At 50.5% G+C, this 19,973-nt stretch carries 21 protein-coding genes and 1 pseudogene; 14 read left to right on the plus strand and 8 right to left on the minus strand.

Going from position 1 to position 19,973, the window contains the following annotated elements; genetic code table 11:
* Positions 1 to 2: 2 nt before the first annotated feature.
* The 3 genes from appB (at position 3) to appA (ending at position 2,634) form a co-directional block, all read left to right on the plus strand.
* Positions 3 to 1,139: a cytochrome d ubiquinol oxidase subunit II gene (gene appB, locus ACJHWR_RS17950; RefSeq protein ID WP_000460802.1), complete on the plus strand. Its 1,137-nt coding sequence runs from the start codon at positions 3 to 5 to the stop codon at positions 1,137 to 1,139.
* A gap of 12 nt (positions 1,140 to 1,151) precedes the next feature.
* Complete coding sequence (cbdX, locus tag ACJHWR_RS17955) at positions 1,152 to 1,244, plus strand: cytochrome bd-II oxidase subunit CbdX (RefSeq protein ID WP_000270305.1); 93 nt, start codon at positions 1,152 to 1,154, stop codon at positions 1,242 to 1,244.
* Positions 1,245 to 1,323: 79 nt separating this feature from the next.
* Positions 1,324 to 2,634, plus strand: a complete 1,311-nt coding sequence (gene appA, locus ACJHWR_RS17960; RefSeq protein WP_012311802.1) for a bifunctional acid phosphatase/4-phytase — start codon at positions 1,324 to 1,326, stop codon at positions 2,632 to 2,634.
* Here appA and cspH read toward each other — a convergent pair.
* The gene (gene cspH, locus ACJHWR_RS17965; RefSeq protein WP_000087763.1) at positions 2,622 to 2,834 is read right to left on the minus strand and encodes a cold shock-like protein CspH; all 213 of its coding nucleotides are present in this window, start codon (positions 2,832 to 2,834) and stop codon (positions 2,622 to 2,624) included. The two genes, appA and cspH, sit on opposite strands and share 13 nt — an antisense overlap.
* Before the next feature lie 285 nt (positions 2,835 to 3,119).
* Between cspH and cspG the strand changes: the two genes are divergently transcribed.
* The 4 genes from cspG to ACJHWR_RS17985 are packed head-to-tail and all read left to right on the plus strand — an operon-like array spanning position 3,120 to position 3,899.
* Positions 3,120 to 3,332 (plus strand): cold shock protein CspG, encoded by a 213-nt coding sequence (gene cspG / locus ACJHWR_RS17970; RefSeq protein WP_000066490.1) that lies wholly within the window; start codon positions 3,120 to 3,122, stop codon positions 3,330 to 3,332.
* A 10-nt stretch (positions 3,333 to 3,342) separates the two neighbouring features.
* Positions 3,343 to 3,531, plus strand: coding sequence for a cold-shock protein (locus ACJHWR_RS17975; RefSeq protein ID WP_071528143.1), 189 nt, complete (start codon positions 3,343 to 3,345; stop codon positions 3,529 to 3,531).
* On the plus strand, positions 3,506 to 3,736 hold the full coding sequence (gene ymcE / locus ACJHWR_RS17980) for a protein YmcE (protein WP_001323678.1): 231 nt from the start codon (positions 3,506 to 3,508) through the stop codon (positions 3,734 to 3,736). The genes ACJHWR_RS17975 and ymcE overlap by 26 nt, the downstream gene beginning before the upstream one ends.
* Entirely contained in the window at positions 3,726 to 3,899 is a 174-nt protein-coding gene (locus ACJHWR_RS17985) for a GnsA/GnsB family addiction module toxin (protein WP_001019197.1), read from the plus strand. The genes ymcE and ACJHWR_RS17985 overlap by 11 nt, the downstream gene beginning before the upstream one ends.
* A 48-nt stretch (positions 3,900 to 3,947) precedes the next feature.
* On the opposite strand, the gene ACJHWR_RS17990 is transcribed toward ACJHWR_RS17985, so the two are convergent.
* Positions 3,948 to 5,021, minus strand: a complete 1,074-nt coding sequence (locus ACJHWR_RS17990) for a 4Fe-4S binding protein (RefSeq protein WP_000818467.1) — start codon at positions 5,019 to 5,021, stop codon at positions 3,948 to 3,950.
* A gap of 71 nt (positions 5,022 to 5,092) precedes the next feature.
* Positions 5,093 to 7,836: pseudogene (gene torS, locus ACJHWR_RS17995) on the minus strand (TMAO reductase system sensor histidine kinase/response regulator TorS).
* 82 nt (positions 7,837 to 7,918) lie between these two features.
* Between torS and torT the strand changes: the two are divergent.
* The gene (gene torT / locus ACJHWR_RS18000; RefSeq protein WP_001202134.1) at positions 7,919 to 8,947 is read left to right on the plus strand and encodes a TMAO reductase system periplasmic protein TorT; all 1,029 of its coding nucleotides are present in this window, start codon (positions 7,919 to 7,921) and stop codon (positions 8,945 to 8,947) included.
* Here torT and torR read toward each other — a convergent pair.
* Positions 8,920 to 9,612 (minus strand): two-component system response regulator TorR, encoded by a 693-nt coding sequence (gene torR, locus ACJHWR_RS18005; RefSeq protein ID WP_001120112.1) that lies wholly within the window; start codon positions 9,610 to 9,612, stop codon positions 8,920 to 8,922. The two genes, torT and torR, sit on opposite strands and share 28 nt — an antisense overlap.
* A gap of 129 nt (positions 9,613 to 9,741) precedes the next feature.
* Between torR and torC the strand changes: the two genes are divergently transcribed.
* Genes torC through torD form a run of 3 tightly spaced genes read left to right on the plus strand, consistent with a single transcriptional unit; the run spans position 9,742 to position 14,056 of the window.
* Positions 9,742 to 10,914 carry a pentaheme c-type cytochrome TorC gene (gene torC, locus ACJHWR_RS18010; protein WP_012311663.1) on the plus strand — a complete coding sequence of 391 codons (1,173 nt, stop codon included), beginning with the start codon at positions 9,742 to 9,744 and terminating at the stop codon, positions 10,912 to 10,914.
* Positions 10,914 to 13,460, plus strand: a complete 2,547-nt coding sequence (torA, locus tag ACJHWR_RS18015; RefSeq protein ID WP_001063131.1) for a trimethylamine-N-oxide reductase TorA — start codon at positions 10,914 to 10,916, stop codon at positions 13,458 to 13,460. Before torC ends, torA begins: the two co-directional genes overlap by 1 nt.
* The gene (gene torD / locus ACJHWR_RS18020) at positions 13,457 to 14,056 is read left to right on the plus strand and encodes a molecular chaperone TorD (RefSeq protein ID WP_000209892.1); all 600 of its coding nucleotides are present in this window, start codon (positions 13,457 to 13,459) and stop codon (positions 14,054 to 14,056) included. Before torA ends, torD begins: the two co-directional genes overlap by 4 nt.
* A gap of 151 nt (positions 14,057 to 14,207) precedes the next feature.
* Here torD and cbpM read toward each other — a convergent pair whose 3' ends face one another.
* Together cbpM and cbpA are read right to left on the minus strand one after the other, a co-directional pair.
* Positions 14,208 to 14,513, minus strand: a complete 306-nt coding sequence (cbpM, locus tag ACJHWR_RS18025; RefSeq protein WP_000024560.1) for a chaperone modulator CbpM — start codon at positions 14,511 to 14,513, stop codon at positions 14,208 to 14,210.
* A complete protein-coding gene (gene cbpA, locus ACJHWR_RS18030; RefSeq protein ID WP_023141571.1) occupies positions 14,513 to 15,433 on the minus strand; it encodes a curved DNA-binding protein in 921 nt (306 codons plus the stop codon). Before cbpA ends, cbpM begins: the two co-directional genes overlap by 1 nt.
* A 259-nt stretch (positions 15,434 to 15,692) precedes the next feature.
* On the opposite strand from cbpA, the gene ACJHWR_RS18035 reads away from it, so the two are divergent.
* Positions 15,693 to 16,949, plus strand: coding sequence for a YccE family protein (locus ACJHWR_RS18035; RefSeq protein ID WP_000535337.1), 1,257 nt, complete (start codon positions 15,693 to 15,695; stop codon positions 16,947 to 16,949).
* Positions 16,950 to 17,241: 292 nt separating this feature from the next.
* Positions 17,242 to 18,483, plus strand: a complete 1,242-nt coding sequence (agp, locus tag ACJHWR_RS18040) for a bifunctional glucose-1-phosphatase/inositol phosphatase (protein WP_001044309.1) — start codon at positions 17,242 to 17,244, stop codon at positions 18,481 to 18,483.
* Between the two features lie 37 nt (positions 18,484 to 18,520).
* Here agp and ACJHWR_RS18045 read toward each other — a convergent pair whose 3' ends face one another.
* Both ACJHWR_RS18045 and wrbA read right to left on the minus strand, forming a co-directional pair.
* Entirely contained in the window at positions 18,521 to 18,748 is a 228-nt protein-coding gene (locus ACJHWR_RS18045; protein ID WP_001143120.1) for a YccJ family protein, read from the minus strand.
* A 20-nt stretch (positions 18,749 to 18,768) separates the two neighbouring features.
* Positions 18,769 to 19,365, minus strand: a complete 597-nt coding sequence (wrbA, locus tag ACJHWR_RS18050; protein ID WP_001151437.1) for an NAD(P)H:quinone oxidoreductase — start codon at positions 19,363 to 19,365, stop codon at positions 18,769 to 18,771.
* Positions 19,366 to 19,737: 372 nt separating this feature from the next.
* On the opposite strand from wrbA, the gene ACJHWR_RS18055 reads away from it, so the two are divergent.
* Complete coding sequence (locus ACJHWR_RS18055; RefSeq protein WP_001273658.1) at positions 19,738 to 19,911, plus strand: general stress protein; 174 nt, start codon at positions 19,738 to 19,740, stop codon at positions 19,909 to 19,911.
* The last annotated feature ends 62 nt before the right edge of the window (positions 19,912 to 19,973 follow it).

Raw genomic sequence — 19,973 nt, forward strand, 5'->3', positions numbered from 1 at the left:
TCATGTTTGATTATGAAACATTGCGCTTCATCTGGTGGCTGCTGATTGGCGTGATCCTGGTGGTCTTTATGATCTCCGACGGATTTGACATGGGGATTGGCTGTTTGCTGCCGCTGGTGGCGCGTAATGATGATGAACGCCGGATAGTGATAAACAGCGTTGGCGCGCACTGGGAAGGCAATCAGGTCTGGTTGATCCTCGCAGGTGGGGCATTATTTGCCGCCTGGCCCAGAGTGTATGCAGCGGCGTTTTCCGGCTTTTATGTGGCGATGATTCTGGTGCTGTGCTCGCTGTTCTTCCGCCCGCTGGCCTTTGATTATCGCGGAAAAATTGCCGATGCACGCTGGCGTAAAATGTGGGATGCCGGTCTGGTCATCGGCAGTCTGGTGCCGCCGGTAGTCTTCGGTATCGCCTTCGGCAACTTGTTGCTCGGCGTGCCGTTTGCCTTTACACCGCAATTACGCGTGGAGTATCTCGGCAGCTTCTGGCAACTGCTGACGCCATTCCCTTTATTGTGCGGATTGCTCAGCCTTGGGATGGTGATTTTGCAAGGTGGCGTCTGGTTACAACTGAAAACTGTTGGTGTGATTCATCTGCGTTCACAGCTGGCGACCAAACGCGCCGCACTACTGGTGATGCTGTGCTTTTTGCTGGCGGGTTACTGGCTGTGGGTCGGTATTGATGGCTTTGTACTGCTCGCCCAGGATGCTAACGGTCCTTCCAATCCGTTAATGAAACTGGTGGCAGTGCTACCTGGTGCCTGGATGAATAATTTCGTCGAATCGCCCGTTTTGTGGATCTTCCCGCTGCTGGGGTTCTTCTGCCCATTGCTGACGGTGATGGCGATTTATCGTGGTCGCCCGGGTTGGGGATTTTTGATGGCATCATTGATGCAATTTGGCGTGATTTTCACGGCAGGCATCACGCTGTTCCCCTTTGTCATGCCGTCAAGCGTGAGTCCAATCTCCAGCCTGACGTTGTGGGACAGCACTTCCAGCCAGTTGACGCTGAGTATTATGTTGGTAATCGTGCTGATATTTTTGCCCATTGTGTTGCTCTACACTCTCTGGAGCTACTACAAAATGTGGGGGCGCATCACGACAGAAACTCTCCGCCGTAACAAAAACGAGCTGTACTAAGGAGCAGGAACAATGTGGTATTTACTTTGGTTCGTTGGCATTTTGTTGATGTGTTCGCTCTCCACCCTTGTGTTGGTATGGCTGGACCCGCGATTGAAAAGTTAACGAACGTAAGTCTGATGCGGCGCATTAGCGTCGTATCAGGCAATCAATAATGTCGGATATGAAAAGCGGAAACATATCGATGAAAGCGATCTTGATCCCATTTTTATCTCTTCTGATTCCGTTAACCCCGCAATCTGCATTCGCTAAGAGTGAGCCGGAGCTGAAGCTGGAAAGTGTGGTGATTGTCAGTCGTCATGGTGTGCGTGCCCCAACCAAGGCCACGCAACTGATGCAGGATGTCACCCCAGACGCATGGCCAACATGGCCGGTAAAACTGGGGTGGCTGACACCGCGCGGTGGTGAGCTAATCGCTTATCTCGGACATTACCAACGCCAGCGTCTGGTGGCTGACGGATTGCTGGCGAAAAAGGGCTGCCCGCAGCCTGGTCAGGTCGCGATTATTGCTGATGTCGACGAGCGTACCCGTAAAACAGGCGAAGCCTTCGCCGCCGGGCTGGCACCTGACTGTGCAATAACCGTACATACCCAGGCAGATACGTCCAGTCCCGATCCGTTATTTAATCCTCTAAAAACTGGCGTTTGCCAACTGGATAACGCGAATGTGACTGACGCGATCCTCAGCAGGGCAGGAGGGTCAATTGCTGACTTTACCGGGCATCGGCAAACGGCGTTTCGCGAACTGGAACAGGTACTTAATTTCCCACAATCAAACTTGTGCCTTAACCGTGAGAAACAGGACAAAAGTTGTTCATTAACGCAGGCATTACCATCGGAACTCAAGGTGAGCGCCGACAATGTCTCATTAACCGGTGCGGTAAGCCTCGCATCAATGCTGACGGAGATATTTCTCCTGCAACAAGCACAGGGAATGCCGGAGCCGGGGTGGGGAAGGATCACCGATTCACACCAGTGGAACACCTTGCTAAGTTTGCATAACGCGCAATTTTATTTGCTACAACGCACGCCAGAGGTTGCCCGCAGCCGCGCCACCCCGTTATTAGATTTGATCAAGACAGCGTTGACGCCCCATCCACCGCAAAAACAGGCGTATGGTGTGACATTACCCACTTCAGTGCTGTTTATCGCCGGACATGATACTAATCTGGCAAATCTCGGCGGCGCACTGGAGCTCAACTGGACGCTTCCAGCTCAGCCGGATAACACGCCGCCAGGGGGTGAACTGGTGTTTGAACGCTGGCGTCGGCTAAGCGATAACAGCCAGTGGATTCAGGTTTCGCTGGTCTTTCAGACTTTACAGCAGATGCGTGATAAAACGCCGCTATCATTAAATACGCCGCCCGGAGAGGTGAAACTGACCCTGGCTGGATGTGAAGAGCGAAATGCGCAGGGCATGTGTTCGTTGGCCAGTTTTACGCAAATCGTGAATGAAGCACGCATACCGGCGTGCGCTCTCCATCAAGACAAATAAACATTTGCCGCTGTTGGTCCTCGCAGGCCATTTACGCGGCAAAATTCCACGCGTAATCCTGGTATAAGCACTTCCGCGTCGCGGGGAGTGAATGCGGAAATATGGACCTGGACTTCTTTACGACCGTCGGAGGGGATAATGAATCCTTTGCCGCTTTTGCGATCAAAGGTTTTGACAATTCCTGTCATTTTACGGGACAAACAAATTCCTTACTGAAAATACTGCGCTGCACTATACGGGGTTAATAAAATAAAGCCAGCGATATTTAAGACCGCCGGACGGCTAAAATAAAAATTGCTTAATCTCAATTATCATGCGTTAATAGCTGCGTCGGTTTGAAAGACAGACAGCATACAAAGTAGTTTACTAAAGCAGTTCTCATTATCAGGCATTATCCCCTTCTTTTGAGTCTCTCTCCTGAACACTAAGTAGTTTCTGTATTAAAGCCCTGTTTGCCGAAAGGCCCAAAATGAAGGAAGTAAAATATGTCTAATAAAATGACTGGTTTAGTAAAATGGTTTAACGCAGATAAAGGTTTTGGCTTTATCACTCCTGATGATGGCAGCAAAGACGTTTTCGTCCATTTCACCGCCATCCAGAGCAATGAATTCCGCACGCTGAACGAAAATCAGAAAGTTGAATTTTCTATTGAGCAGGGGCAACGTGGTCCCGCGGCAGCGAACGTTGTTACGCTCTAAGGTTGCCGTTATTACTCAACATCTCCATTTCCGCTGTCCATGTTGTCATGGTTCACAGTACCGCACATCGGCATTCGATGTGACGGAGCGAAATCCTTTAGGGGCAAAGTGTATTTTTTGTAAATCGACGATGATCACCTTTGATAACGTCGCGCTGCAAATACGCACTGAGCATGCGCCGCTGGATTTCACAAAATAATATCAGGCTCCCTCGTGGAGCCTTTTTTATATCTGCCTTATTTTTCTTCAACGCTGTATGTATAGTAAGCGATAACCTGTTGATTATTGAATCTTTCGGGGAGATGGCTTATAACATTTCTTACCTGACCAGGGTACCGGGAACCAACACCTTACTGGCGTGTTGCTGTCTTTCAAGACCAGACGAGGTTAACAGTGAATATTGAAGAGTTAAAAAAACAAGCCGAAACGGAAATCGCCGACTTTATCGCGCAAAAAATCGCCGAGCTGAACAAGAATACAGGGAAAGAAGTCTCTGAAATTCGCTTCACCGCACGGGAAAAAATGACCGGGCTTGAAAGTTATGATGTCAAAATCAAAATAATGTGATTTTGTGAACATCACCCCGTGCGAGGTGATGTTCCGCTTGTTGCTAATTTAGTGACCAATCATTGGCGCTTGTGGAATTATGCGTCGGTACAATTCCTGCGGTACCGGGCTTTGCCATACTCCCGCATACATTGCGTAACCAATCACCGCAAACATAATCCCCAGAACCAGTAGTGTCATTAACCAGCCAGACAACGCAAAAGCTTTTTTATTTGCCGCAGGTTTTTGCAGTGAAAAGGTCAATGTTGAGGCTACCGGACATGACTCTACGCAAGTCATACAGCCGGTACATTCCACTGTTCGTACCTGAATTAATTTATCGACCGGGATCCGCGATGGGCAATTTTTTGCGCATTTGCCACAGTCGATACAACTTTCGGCATTGCGACGAATCTTAAACGGTGATAATAGCGAAACCACGCCCATCAGCGCGCCATATGGGCAAAGATAACGACACCAGGCATGGCGAATAAACAGGCTGGCAATCAGCAAAACGGTCACGCTGATTAATGTCGCGGTCCCCATATGGCGAAAGAAATCGAGCATTTTAACGTCCATCACCACGCTGTAGGGCGACAACATAAAATAGTGAATCGCCTGAGCGGGCATCAATAACGCGATATAGAGAAAAAAACTCAACAGCAAATACTTCACGCCACGCAGAGGAATATCCAGACAGCGGGGAAGGACACATTGCCGACCAAACAGTTTGTTACCGAGATCGCCGATTAATTCAGAAAGCGTACCAACCGGGCATAACCATGAGCAAAAGGCCTTTTTGAGTAATAGACTGATGACGATAAAAGCGACCAATAACAGCATCGCGGCGGCGTGGACGGACGGTAACTGGCCTGTTGCAAGGCTATATTTCAGATTCATCAGACCGGCAATCGGTAGCCAGCCTTCGATGCCTCCTGGCCTGGCGACAAATGTCGTACTACCTGCCGTTTCGTAATAGCGCACCCAATACCAGAACGTGATGGCAATATAAATATTCATTGCCAACAGTAATAATTGCGTCGCTTTACGCCAGGTCGTGGCATTGCGCCAGTCATTCCACGGTAATTTGCCGCCCGTCGTGCCTGGCCGCCGCTGCCAGCGGGTTCTTTTTTTCTCTGCCATGATTTTGACAGTCCGTTAAGTTGCATACCAAATGCCACTATTCTAGTTGTTCTTAACTGGCTGATATTGATTCAAATCGCGTTCAGGTCTTTCTTATTAACCATGCTTCCAGAGCGGCAACACTGCGTGTAATTTCTTCGTGTGGAAGGGGGGCAGATAATGGCTGCTGCTCCAGTTGTGCGCAAAGCTGGCTGGCGCTACGCATTCCCAGACTTGAGCAACTGCTTTTTAGCTGATGTGCGGCACGCTTTATTTTTTCGCTGTTCTGGCTGGCGCGGGCAATGTCGATGTCATCGAGAAGCGGCAGGGCATGTTGTTTAAATAATATCAGCCATTCGTGGATCTTCTCCGTCCCCATCAACTGAGCATCTTCATTGAGTTGCGATACATCCAGCGGTTGATCGTTATTGACTTGCAGTTGGAGATAGTGCGCCAGTAATTGACCGAGCACTTCACGCGGCACCGGTTTAGGGATAATCCCGCGAAATAGCGAACTGGTACGCTGTCGCAGTGTTTCGTCAATGACATGGGCGCTAAAGCCAATCAAAACCAGCGACGGATATTGCTGTGCCAGTTGTCGGGCAAGCGTAATGCCGTCGATATCCGGTAGATCAAAATCCACCAGTGCGGCAGCAAACGGTTCGCTATTTTGCAGTGTCTCTAAAGCCTGCGCGGCATTGCCAACAGCAACAACCTGCGCACCACTGGTGTTCAGCATCTCAACGGTAATTCGCTGGGTTAGCGGGTTATCTTCAATTAACAGCAAACGTAAACCGTCCAGACGCACCGCCTGATTGACTGTTTTTGGCACGGGAGCAGTGGCAACACGTAACGGCAAGCGTAAACAAAAACAGCTTCCAACCTCCGGCGTGCTGGTGGCGCTCAGTTCGCCGCCCATCGCCTGGGCCAGACGGCTACTGATAGTCAGCCCCAGCCCGGTGCCGCCGCGTTTGCCGCTTACCTGCACAAATGGCTGGAAGATTTCTGCCAGTTTCGCGGGATCAATACCGCAGCCGCTGTCTTCCACTTCGACCAGCCATTGCTCGCCATCAGTGCGGCTACGTAAAACGATCTGCCCTTCGTCAGTAAAACGCAGGGCGTTGCTCAACAGGTTGGTTATAACCTGACGAATACGTCGCGGATCGCCCATTAACGCGGTCGGTACATCGTCGGCAATTGCTGTTGCCAGGTGAATCGGGCGACCTTTAACCCGTCCGCTCATTAATTGCAGGGTACTTTCCAGCAGCGGGCGCGGTTCAAAGGGCTCATCGCTGACCGAAACATTCTTGCCACCCGCTTCGATAGCCGAATAATCGAGAATATCGTTGAGGATGGTCAGCAACGATTCGCCAGAATCAGTAATTGCCCGCAAATCATCACGCTGGGTGTTAAGTGCCGGGTTATCTGCCAGCAGTTGCGCGGTGCCGAGAATACCGTACAGCGGTGTGCGGATCTCATGGCTCATCGCCGCCAGAAACGCCGATTTTGCCTGGCTGGCTTTTTCTGCTTCCGCCCGTGCCTGTCGGTGTTCTATCACCAGTTCCTGCAATTCAGCTGTACGCGCTTTGACCTGCGCCGCCAGCTGTTCACGGTGGCGATTCAGTGCATGAACACTGCTGCGAAACGCATCCATCAGCCGCCCGATGGTATCCAGCTCCCGTACGCCAGCGGTTTCCGGGAAAGGGGAGTCGATATCACCGTCCAGCAGCCGTTGCAGCGCCTGCGTTTGTTCGGCAAGTGGACGCGTGACTGAGCGATAAACCACGCGCCAGAGGATCAGAATCAGTGCGCAAAGTGAAACCATCCCCAGCAATAACAGGCTGTATTGCCCGCGTGCACTGGCTTTTTCCAGATGCGCCAGTCCGTGCTGATTACGCAGCTCAATGGTGTCGACCAGCTGACTGACTTCGCTACTAAACTGCGCGAACTGGGCGATGTTATTTTGGGCGAGAGTTTGCAGGCGATTGCTGATTTCACTGTCCTGCTGATACAGCGCCAGCAAATCGCTATATTGGCTAACGGTAGTTAACGTTGTTGCGACCTGAGCACGAACTCCCGGATCTTCAATGCGTATTTGCCGACGTTGCAGAATTTTCACCGCATTATTGAGCTGGTGTTCCAGCGTTGCTGCATTTTTCTGGATCTGCTCCAGCCCCAGATTCATCACCATTTGCTGCACCCGCAGGGCGCTAAGGCGCAGTTCATTCATCTGGTTAACATACTCAAGATCGATATCAATCAGCCGATCGAGTGCACTTTCTGCGGCCTGACGCTGATCTTGTTCGATCAAATCGTAAATCCCGGCCTGGGTCGCTCCGGCGGAGGTTGCCGCATTATTCGCCTGACCTTGTGCCAGGCGTGCGATTTCATCGGCGGCGGCGACTATCTGCTGACTGAGTTGCTGTTGTTGCTGGCGAAGTTGCAAACGCTGTCCCACCAGTTCCCCTTGCTGACGTAACGAACGGGAGATCTCCTGCTCCTGTAGTTCAATAGCGGTGGTGTCAAAACCTTGTTCCCGTAACGCTTGCAGCAACGCATTAATCTTCAGGCTTTGTGCGGTGAGCATTCGCCCCTGCGCCTGCCACATCTTTTCGTTATCGGCACTGGTCAGGTTCTGCGCGGCGAAAAGTTCCCAGGCGCTGGCTTCGCTCAACTGGCGCGCCATATTCATGGTAGGAATCAATGCCTGAGTGTTGTCTTTTTCCACCTGGCTGATAAAGCGCAGGTTGTACCATCCCACCAGGGTACTGGTCAGGGTTAACAGCGCCATCAGGGCAAAGCCCATCCAGAGTCTTCGGGTCAGGGTTAAATTCACGGTCGGTGCACTTAAGGTGAAAAAGGTTGAGTCGCAAAGCGGAATGCATCTAGCATAAAGCCTTATTATTGATGAGGCTATCATGCGCGCACTGCTATTGTTACTTCTTTCCCTTTTCATGTTATCGGCATTTTCGGCTGATAACCTGTTGCGCTGGCATGATGCGCAGCATTTCTCGGTGCAAGCCTCTATGCCGCTTAAAGCCAAACGCGCATGGAAACTGTGCGCGCTTTATCCCAGCCTGAAAGATTCATACTGGTTATCGTTGAACTATGGTATGCAGGAGGCTGCTCGCCGCTACGGTGTGGATTTAAAAGTGCTGGAGGCAGGCGGCTACAGCCAGTTGGCTACCCAGCAAGCACAAATCGACCAGTGTAAACAGTGGGGCGCAGAGGCCATCTTGCTCGGAAGTAGCACGACGTCATTTCCCGACCTGCAAAAGCAGGTAGCAAATCTGCCGGTGATCGAACTGGTGAATGCTATTGATGCTCCCCACGTGAAAAGCCGCGTTGGTGTGCCCTGGTTTCAGATGGGCTATCAACCAGGACGATATCTGGTGCAATGGAGCCACGGTAAACCACTGAACGTGCTGTTGATGCCCGGCCCCGATAACGCCGGGGGCAGTAAGGAGATGGTAGAGGGTTTTCGCGCAGCCATTGCCGGAAGTCCGGTACGTATTGTTGATATTGCGCTCGGTGATAACGATATTGAAATCCAGCGTAACCTGTTGCAGGAGATGCTGGAGCGCCATCCAGAAATCGACGTCGTTGCCGGAACGGCCATTGCGGCAGAGGCGGCAATGGGGGAAGGGCGTAACCTGAAAACACCGCTTACCGTGGTGTCGTTTTATCTTTCACATCAGGTGTATCGCGGGCTGAAGCGGGGAAGAGTGATTATGGCTGCCAGCGATCAAATGGTCTGGCAGGGGGAACTGGCGGTTGAGCAGGCCATCAGGCAATTACAGGGGCAATCGGTGTCTGATAATGTCAGCCCACCGATTTTAGTTCTGACGCCGAAAAATGCCGACCGCGAACATATCCGCCGCTCGCTGTCACCGGGGGGATTTCGTCCGGTCTATTATTATCAGCACACATCAGCGGCTAAGAAATAACCTTCGCCATGTTGTGTCACCAGTAAATCCGCGCTGAGTTTATGGCGTAAACGACGAATTAACACATCGACGGTGCGCAGGTCAGGGTTTTCCACCCGACGCGCAGAAAGCATACGCAGCAGACGTTCACGGCTGAGAATTTCGCCCGGATTAGTCACAAATGCCACCAACATTTCATACTCTGCGCGGGTCAGTTTAATCGGCTCGCCATCTCGCTCCAGCGTATGGCGCGACACATTCAGGCAATAACCCGCAAAGCGATAGCAGTTGTCCTGAGTGTGCGGTTGCGCCTGCCGCGCGAGGTCGATTCGCCAGAGCAGATTTTTCACTCGTACCACCAGTTCGCGCAGTTCCAGCGGTTTGGTGACGTAATCGTCTGCGCCCATTTCCAGCCCAACAATACGGTCAATCCGATCGCTGCGTCCCGTAACCAGAATAATCCCCACCGTTGAGCGTTCTCGCAGGGCGCGGGTTAACATCAGGCCATTTTCATCGGGCAAATTGATATCCAGCAGAATTAAATCCACCGGCTGATTCTGCATAATTTCCCGCAGCCCGGCACCGCTCGCCGTAACGGAAACGGTATACCCCTCCTGAGTGAAGTAGGATTGTAATCGCGCCTGGGTAACCGGTTCATCTTCAACAATAACAATGTGATGTGGCATCAGAGGGTTTTACTCATTCTGTTCATATCTGTTCATATTCTGCCGTAAGCCGTTCATCCTGACCAGTGCCGCTGTTCATATTTGCTCATTAAGATCGCTTCACTAAACCATAATTTTACAGGGGCTATTATGCGGAAACTCTGGAACGCGTTACGCCGACCCAGTGCTCGTTGGTCGGTACTGGCGCTGGTCGCTATTGGGATTGTGATTGGCATTGCGCTGATTGTATTGCCACACGTTGGGATCAAAGTCACCAGCACAACCGAATTTTGTGTCAGTTGCCACAGTATGCAACCGGTGTATGAAGAATATAAACAGTCGGTGCATTTCCAGAACGCCTCCGGCGTGCGAGCTGAATGCCATGACTGTCATATCCCGCCGGATATTCCAGGCATGGTGAAGCGCAAACTGGAAGCGAGCAACGACATTTACCAGACCTTTATTGCCCACTCCATTGATACACCAGAGAAATTTGAAGCCAAACGCGCGGAACTTGCCGAGCGTGAATGGGCGCGAATGAAAGAAAACAACTCGGCAACCTGCCGCTCCTGCCATAACTACGACGCGATGGATCATGCGAAGCAGCATCCTGAAGCGGCACGTCAGATGAAGGTGGCAGCGAAAGATAATCAATCCTGTATCGACTGTCATAAAGGTATTGCCCACCAGTTACCGGATATGAGTAGTGGCTTCCGTAAGCAGTTCGATGAGCTGCGCGCCAGTGCTAATGATAGTGGTGACACGCTGTACTCCATTGATATTAAGCCGATTTATGCGGCGAAAGGCGATAAAGAAGCCTCTGGTTCTCTGCTGCCTGCTTCGGCAGTGAAAGTCATTAAACGTGACGGCGACTGGCTGCAAATTGAAATCACTGGCTGGACGGAAAGTGCAGGACGTCAGCGTGTACTCACCCAATTCCCAGGTAAACGCATCTTTGTTGCCTCGATTCGTGGTGATGTGCAGCAGCAGGTGAAAACGCTGGAGAAAACCACCGTTGCCGACACCAATACCGAGTGGAGCAAGTTGCAAGCCACTGCGTGGATGAAGAAAGGCGACATGGTAAACGATATCAAACCGATCTGGGCTTATGCGGATTCGTTGTACAACGGCACCTGTAACCAGTGCCACGGCGCACCGGAAATCTCTCACTTTGACGCTAACGGTTGGATCGGCACGCTCAACGGCATGATTGGCTTTACCAGCCTCGATAAACGTGAAGAACGCACCTTGTTGAAATATCTGCAAATGAATGCGTCTGATACCGCAGGTAAGGCTCACGGCGATAAGAAGGAAGAAAAATAATGAACAATAACGATCTCTTTCAGGCATCACGTCGGCGTTTTCTGGCACAACTCGGCGGCTTAACCGTCGCCGGGATGCTGGGGCCGTCATTGTTAACGCCGCGCCGTGCGACTGCGGCGCAAGCGGCGACTGAGGCTGTCATCTCGAAAGAGGGCATTCTTACCGGGTCGCACTGGGGGGCTATCCGCGCGACGGTGAAGGATGGTCGCTTTGTGGCGGCAAAACCGTTCGAACTGGATAAATATCCGTCGAAAATGATTGCCGGATTGCCGGATCACGTACACAACGCGGCGCGTATTCGTTACCCGATGGTACGCGTGGACTGGCTACGTAAGCGCCATCTGAGCGACACTTCCCAGCGCGGTGATAACCGTTTTGTGCGCGTGAGCTGGGATGAAGCCCTCGACATGTTCTATGAAGAACTGGAACGCGTACAGAAAACTCACGGGCCGAGTGCCTTGCTGACCGCCAGTGGTTGGCAATCGACGGGGATGTTCCATAACGCTTCGGGGATGCTGGCGAAAGCTATTGCCTTGCATGGTAATAGCGTTGGTACGGGCGGAGATTACTCTACCGGTGCTGCGCAGGTGATCCTGCCGCGCGTGGTTGGCTCAATGGAAGTGTATGAACAGCAAACCTCCTGGCCGCTGGTATTGCAGAACAGCAAAACCATTGTGCTGTGGGGCTCTGATTTGCTGAAAAACCAGCAAGCGAACTGGTGGTGCCCGGATCACGATGTTTATGAATATTACGCGCAGTTGAAAGCGAAAGTCGCCGCCGGTGAAATTGAGGTCATCAGCATCGATCCGGTTGTCACATCCACCCATGAGTATCTGGGGCGCGAGCATGTGAAGCACATTGCTGTTAACCCGCAAACTGACGTGCCACTGCAACTGGCGCTGGCGTATACGCTGTACAGTGAAAACCTGTACGACAAAAACTTCCTCGCTAACTACTGTGTGGGGTTTGAGCAGTTCCTGCCGTATCTGCTGGGTGAGAAAGACGGTCAGCCGAAAGATGCCGCATGGGCTGAAAAACTGACCGGCATTGATGCCGAAACCATTCGTGGGCTGGCGCGGCAGATGGCGGCGAACAGAACGCAGATTATTGCTGGCTGGTGCGTACAGCGTATGCAGCACGGTGAACAGTGGGCGTGGATGATTGTCGTTCTGGCGGCGATGCTGGGGCAAATTGGCCTGCCAGGTGGTGGCTTTGGTTTTGGCTGGCACTATAACGGCGCAGGCACGCCGGGGCGTAAAGGCGTTATTCTGAGTGGTTTCTCCGGCTCTACGTCGATTTCGCCTGTTCACGACAACAGTGATTACAAAGGTTACAGCAGCACCATTCCGATTGCCCGTTTTATCGATGCGATCCTCGAACCGGGGAAAGTGATCAACTGGAACGGTAAATCGGTAAAACTGCCGCCGCTGAAAATGTGTATTTTTGCCGGAACTAACCCGTTCCATCGCCATCAGCAGATCAACCGCATTATTGAAGGCTGGCGCAAGCTGGAAACGGTTATCGCCATAGATAACCAGTGGACCTCAACCTGCCGCTTTGCCGATATCGTACTGCCTGCGACCACGCAGTTTGAGCGTAACGATCTCGACCAGTACGGTAACCACTCTAACCGTGGCATTATCGCCATGAAACAGGTCGTGCCGCCGCAGTTTGAGGCGCGCAACGACTTTGATATTTTCCGCGAGCTGTGCCGTCGCTTTAATCGCGAAGAAGCCTTTACCGAAGGGCTGGACGAAATGGGCTGGCTGAAACGCATCTGGCAGGAAGGTGTACAACAGGGCAAAGGACGCGGCGTTCATCTGCCAGCGTTTGATGACTTCTGGAATAACAAAGAGTATGTCGAGTTTGACCATCCGCAGATGTTTGTTCGCCACCAGGCATTCCGCGAAGATCCGGATCTCGAACCGCTGGGCACGCCGAGTGGCCTGATTGAGATCTACTCGAAAACCATCGCCGATATGAACTACGACGATTGTCAGGGGCATCCGATGTGGTTTGAGAAAATCGAACGCTCCCACGGCGGGCCCGGCTCGCAGAAGTATCCGTTGCATCTGCAATCTGTGCATCCGGATTTCCGACTTCACTCGCAGTTATGTGAGTCGGAAACTCTGCGTCAGCAATATACGGTAGCGGGTAAAGAGCCAGTGTTCATTAACCCGCAGGATGCCAGCGCGCGCGGTATTCGTAACGGTGATGTGGTACGCGTCTTTAACGCTCGCGGTCAGGTGTTGGCTGGGGCAGTGGTTTCTGACCGCTATGCACCCGGCGTGGCACGAATTCATGAAGGGGCATGGTACGATCCAGATAAAGGCGGCGAGCCTGGTGCGCTGTGCAAATACGGTAATCCCAACGTGTTGACCATTGACATCGGTACTTCGCAGTTGGCGCAGGCGACCAGTGCGCACACTACGCTGGTGGAAATTGAGAAGTACAACGGAACAGTGGAGCAGGTAACGGCGTTTAACGGCCCCGTGGAGATGGTGGCGCAGTGTGAATATGTTCCCGCGTCGCAGGTGAAATCATGACCACGCTGACAGCACAACAGATTGCCTGTGTTTACGCCTGGCTGGCGCAGTTGTTCTCCCGTGAACTGGACGATGAACAACTGACGCAAATCGCCAGTGCGCAGATGGCTGAATGGTTTTCGTTGCTGAAAAGTGAACCGCCGCTCACTGCGGCGGTGAATGAGCTGGAAAACCGTATTGCAGCCCTGACCGTACGTGACGATGCCCGTCTGGAACTGGCCGCTGACTTTTGCGGCCTGTTTCTGATGACCGACAAACAAGCTGCGCTGCCGTATGCATCGGCCTACAAACAGGACGAGCAAGAGATTAAACGCTTGTTAGTTGAGGCAGGGATGGTAACCAGCGGCAATTTCAACGAACCGGCAGATCATCTGGCGATCTATCTCGAGTTGTTGAGTCATCTGCATTTTTCGCTGGGAGAGGGGAGCGTTCCTGCGCGAAGAATCGACAGTTTGCGGCAAAAAACACTGACGGCACTGTGGGAATGGTTACCAGAGTTTGCTGCGCGTTGTCGTCAGTATGATAGCTTTGGTTTTTACGCGGCACTAAGCCAGTTATTGCTGGTGTTAGTGGAGTGCGACCACCAAAACAGATAACGTCGTTTGTGCGCCTGAAAAGACGCGTTTAGCGTCGCATCAGGCATTAGGGCACCGCCGCCGGATGCGGCGTGAACGCCTTAACCGACTCACAGGAAAAGTACTCTTTGTGGACCGGTTAAGATGCGTCATCACATCCGGCAAACACACATCATGGATGAGCTACAAACCGGGAAAGCCGCTGGCGCAGCAGGCGGTTTTCCTGCTTCAGGTGCGCAATATCATCCATTAACGTCAGCGCCACCGCGATCCCCGGCCAGTCCAGAGCCAGTTCATGACGCAGGCGTACCGCACGTTGCACCACAATGGCGGCATGGTCGTCAAATACCCAGGTTGTTTCCTGGATCTCACGCGGTTCAACCACCCCCAAACCGACAATTTCATTCAACTCCTCTTCAGAGATGCCGGTATGCAGGCAAAATTCGGTAATAGTAAAAGTCACCGTAACATTAGCCATTATGCTTTCCCCCAATCTTTACGTGGTTCAAAAGACGACTGGGCGTCTGCCAGTTGCTGCCACAGCGCGGCAGTGTTTTCATCCGGTTTCGGCGGCATCACGATTTTCAGTACCGCATACAGATCGCCGGTCTGTTTTTTGCTCACCAGACCTTTGCCTTTAACGCGCAATCGTTGCCCGGCCTGGCTGCCAGGCGGGATAGTCAGCAAAATGCTTTCTTTCAGTGTTGGAACGGTGACTTTAGCACCCAGCGCCGCTTCCCACGGGCTAACCGGCACCACAATTTCCAGATCCTGGCCGACAATATCAAACAGCGGATGTGGCGCAATATGAATCACCAGCCACAAATCGCCATTTGGACCGCCGTTTTCGCCCGGCGTCCCCTGGCCTTTCAGGCGGATACGTTGACCATTGCCGACCCCTGCCGGGATCTTCACTTTCAGCGTTTTCGGAATTTCCTGTTCGATCATGCCAAAGGCGTTATAAACCGGCAGGTTATAGCTGATGGTACGCTTATGCTCAGTAAGCGTTTCTTCGAGGAATACCGCCACTTCGATTTCAATATCGTGGCCGCGTGTGGCGGGGCGTTGACGGCTCTGGCGGGCATGCTGACCGAAAATTGACGAGAAGATATCGTCAAAATCTTCGGCGTTAAAACTCTGACCGTCGCCATGCTGGAACTGACGGCTAAATTGCGGATCGTTGCGATGTTGCCACATCTGATCATACTCAGCGCGACGTTGTTCATCACTCAACACTTCCCAGGCTTCAGCGACCTCTTTGAAGCGGGCTTCGGCATCCGGTTCTTTGCTGACATCAGGATGGTATTTGCGGGCCAGTCGACGATAGGCGGTCTTGATTGTCTTGAGATCGTCCGTCGGTTTCACGCCCATGATGGCGTAATAATCCTTTAATTCCATAGCGTTATCTCGCGTAAATCAACACAAATTGAAGGAACCCCTGTAAGGTAACTCCTATAAGTGTAGGGTAATCCTCAAAATTTCATATGCCAACACAGAATATGTTATTGAAATCATCGCGGAGAGGAGGTCGCCTCAAGGTGGGGTGCTGAACATATTTTAAACAGGTGAAAAAGGGTGAGCGATTTTTGATAGTTGAACCAGGCACGTTAAGTTTTACTAGTGCGTCATTATTTATTAAATTTTATAGGCGCTATATATGGGTAGTAATATACATGGAATTAGTTGCACTGCAAATAATTATTTGAAACAAGCCTGGCACAATATAAAAAAAGAGCACGAAAAAAATCAAACATATTCAATCACGCTTTTTGAAAACACACTGGTGTGTTTTATGCGGTTGTATAAAGAAATCAGACGTCAAAAAGCTGAAGACTACATTCCATGCCTGGAATGCGAATCACTAGAAAAAGAATTTGAGGAAATGCAGAATGATAATGATCTATCATTATTTATGAGAACATTGCGTACTAATGATACACAAATTTATTCAGGGGTTTCAGGAGGTATTACATATACTATACAATATGTTCGAGATATTGACATTGTTAGAGTGTCCTTGCCGGGCAGAGCTTCAGAGTCTATCACAGATTTTAAAGGTTATTATTGGTATGGCTTTATGGAATATATTGAAAACATTAATGCGTGTGATGATGTTTTTTCTGAGTATTGTTTAGATGATGAAAATATAAGTGTCCAGCCAAAACAGATAAATACGCCGGGAATATCTGATTTAGATACTGGTATTGATTTGTCTGGTATATCTTTTATTCAGAGTGAAATTAATAAAACTTATGAATTAAAATACGCTCCAGTAGATGGCGATGGATATTGTCTGTTAAGAGCCATACTGGTTTTAAAACAACATGATTATTCATGGGCGCTGGGCAGTCATAAGACGCAAAAGGAAGTATACGAAGAGTTTATTAAAATTGTTGATAAACCAACAATCGAGGCTCTTGTTGATGCTGCATTTTGTGATCTCAGGGAAGATGTTAAGACATTATTTGGCGTTGATCTGCAATCTGACAACAAAATTCAGGGTGTGGGTAGTCATATGTCATGGAGCTTTCTGTTTTTTAAAAAACAATTCATTGATAGTTGCTTGAATAACGAAAAATGTATCCTGCATTTACCCGAGTTTATATTTAAAGATAACAAGAAGTTGCTTGCTTTAGATACCGACGCTTCGGATAGGATTAAAGCGGTGAAGAATTTTCTTGCTGTTCTTTCAGATAGCATTTGCTCATCGTTTATTGTTACCAGTAATGTGGCATCAATCTCCTTGGGGAACGAATCATTTTCAACAGATGAAGACCTTGAGTGTGGTTATTTAATGAATACTGGCAATCATTATGACGTTTACCTTCCTCCTGAACTTTTTGCTCAGGCTTACAAGTTAAACAATAAGGAAAGGAATGCGCAACTCGACTATTTAACTCGTTATGCAATTTAATGACAAAGGCGTATGCTATAAACCATTGTTATTAGTCTCACACTTTTTTATTGGTAAATATTGTTTCTGTATTGGTAACGCCGCAGATATTCTGTTTAGCCACAGGTGCAATTATCAGCGGCGTACGCGAGGCAGGGGCTAATCAGGCATAGTTTGCGTCAAACCTTGCCTGTTTTTGAAGATGTATATAGAAAAACAGGTTTTCAACAAGCCATTTTGCGAACCTGTTCCCGGAAAAAAGTCATATTTCTGTCACACTCTTTAGTGATTGATAACAAAAGAGGTGCCAGGAATGAACAAAACGCTAATCGCCGCAACTGTGGCAGGGATAGTTTTACTCGCTTCAAATGCTCAGGCACAAACCGTACCGGAAGGCTATCAGCTACAGCAAGTGCTCATGATGAGCCGCCATAACTTACGTGCGCCGCTGGCGAACAATGGCAGTGTGCTGGAGCAGTCGACGCCGAATAAATGGCCTGAATGGGACGTCCCCGGTGGGCAACTCACCACCAAAGGTGGCGTGCTCGAAGTGTATATGGGCCATTACATGCGTGAATGGCTGGCAGAGCAGGGGATGGTAAAATCGGGGGAATGCCCGCCGCCGGACACCGTTTATGCCTATGCCAATAGTCTGCAACGTACCGTTGCGACTGCACAGTTCTTTATTACCGGCGCATTCCCGGGGTGCGATATTCCTGTGCATCACCAGGAAAAAATGGGCACTATGGACCCAACCTTTAATCCGGTGATCACCGATGATTCCGCCGCATTCAGTGAACAGGCGGTGGCGGCAATGGAGAAAGAGCTCAGCAAACTCCAGCTTACCGACAGCTACCAGCTACTGGAAAAAATCGTTAACTATAAAGATTCCCCTGCGTGTAAAGAGAAACAACAATGTTCGCTGGTGGATGGCAAAAATACCTTTAGCGCGAAGTATCAACAAGAACCGGGCGTTTCCGGGCCGCTGAAAGTCGGCAACTCGCTGGTAGATGCGTTTACTTTGCAATACTACGAAGGTTTTCCGATGGATCAGGTGGCCTGGGGAGAAATCAAATCTGACCAGCAGTGGAGGGGGTTGTCGAAGCTGAAAAACGGTTACCAGGACAGCCTGTTTACCTCACCGGAAGTGGCGCGCAATGTTGCGAAACCGCTGGTCAGTTATATCGACAAAGCCCTGGTCACCGATCGCACCAGCGCTCCGAAAATCACGGTGTTAGTTGGGCATGACTCCAACATTGCCTCTCTGTTAACGGCGCTGGATTTCAAACCGTATCAGTTGCATGACCAGAACGAACGCACGCCGATTGGCGGCAAAATCGTTTTCCAGCGTTGGCATGACAGCAAAACCAATCGCGACCTGATGAAAATCGAGTATGTGTACCAGAGTGCAGAACAGTTACGTAATGCTGACGCGTTAACCCTTCAGGCACCTGCGCAGCGCGTGACGCTGGAATTAAGCGGTTGCCCGATAGATGCCAACGGTTTCTGCCCAATGGATAAGTTTGATAGCGTGTTGAATGAAGCGGTGAAATAACAGAAAACTCCCCCGTTCGCTACGGGGGAGTCGCTGGTTAAACGTTTTTACGTTCGATGGTCTGTTCGCCCCAAAAAAGCGAATCTTTGTCGGTCTTAGCAAAGGCTTTGACTAACACTTCATCGCTACCTTCTTCCCAAATCTTTTCCGCCATTTTTTCGTCGTACCCGGCGACTTCGAAAATGGCCTCGGCTATTTCCGGCGACGTATTGCGCAGAGATGCCCATTCACCGACGTGATGAGCTTTCGCTTCTTGAGTTGGCATGCGTATCCTCCTGTTGAAGATTAGCCGTTAAGTTTAACTGCCAGACCTGCGACATATTCCCCTTGATAACGAGCAATAGACAGTTCTTCCTGGCTGGGCTGGCGTGAACCGTCACCGCCTGCGATGGTGGTTGCGCCGTACGGCGTACCGCCGCGAACCTGTGAAACGTCAAATAATTCCTGCGCTGCGTAGCCAATGGGGACAATCACCATGCCGTGATGCGCAAGGGTCGTCCAGGTGGATGTGATGGTTTGTTCCTGACCGCCGCCAGTACCGGTGGAACTAAAGACGCTCGCCAGTTTTCCGTATAGTGCGCCGGAAGCCCACAGGCCGCCCGTCTGGTCGAGGAAGGTACGCATTTGACCGGACATGTTGCCAAAGCGGGTAGGTGTACCAAAAATAATGGCGTCGTAATCGGCCAGTTCTTGCGGGGTTGCAACCGGTGCAGTTTGCGTTTTACCACCTGCTTTTTCAAATAATTGCGGCGGCATGGTTTCCGGTACACGCTTAACGACAACTTCTGCGCCATCCACTTTGCTTGCACCCTCAGCGACTGCGCGTGCCATCGTTTCAATATGTCCGTACATGGAATAATAAAGCACCAGAACTTTAGCCATTTCTAACCACTCCTCGTGTTATCTCTATTCCGTAGCGATTCGCTACCACTTATTTAAAGATAAGACGTCCTTTTCAGAGTGCAAATTTCACAACCACTTATTTGATTTATAACAACTTTCACAAGCACGTAATTTTGTCGCAAAATGACACATTTTTATCTCATCGCGTTTTTTTAATCATAAGAGCGGCTTATGGATAATTATTGGAGATGATATCTATTCTCGCTAAGAAGCTGTTGCAGGATATTACCAAACGCAGGTCTGCCCACGTCAGTTCACTAAGCTTAGTCCCACGTAGCGAAAATATGGCAGCCGCCATACGCCGCGTTAATTCTATGCAATATGATGTCTATACCCAGACGGAGGTCAGTAATGGCAAACCATCGAGGCGGTTCCGGCAATTTTGCAGAAGACCGCGAAAGAGCATCAGAAGCAGGTAAAAAAGGTGGACAGCACAGCGGGGGTAATTTCAAGAATGACCCGCAGCGCGCATCTGAAGCAGGTAAAAAAGGTGGCAAGAGCAGTCACGGCAAAAGCGACAACTAGCCGGGCTAATCAATGACGAATGCATTTTTTTCTTAAGCTCGTCAAAAAGCCATCACCGCCGG

The organism is Escherichia sp. WS568, from assembly GCF_046486085.1.
GTDB lineage: Bacteria > Pseudomonadota > Gammaproteobacteria > Enterobacterales > Enterobacteriaceae > Escherichia > Escherichia coli.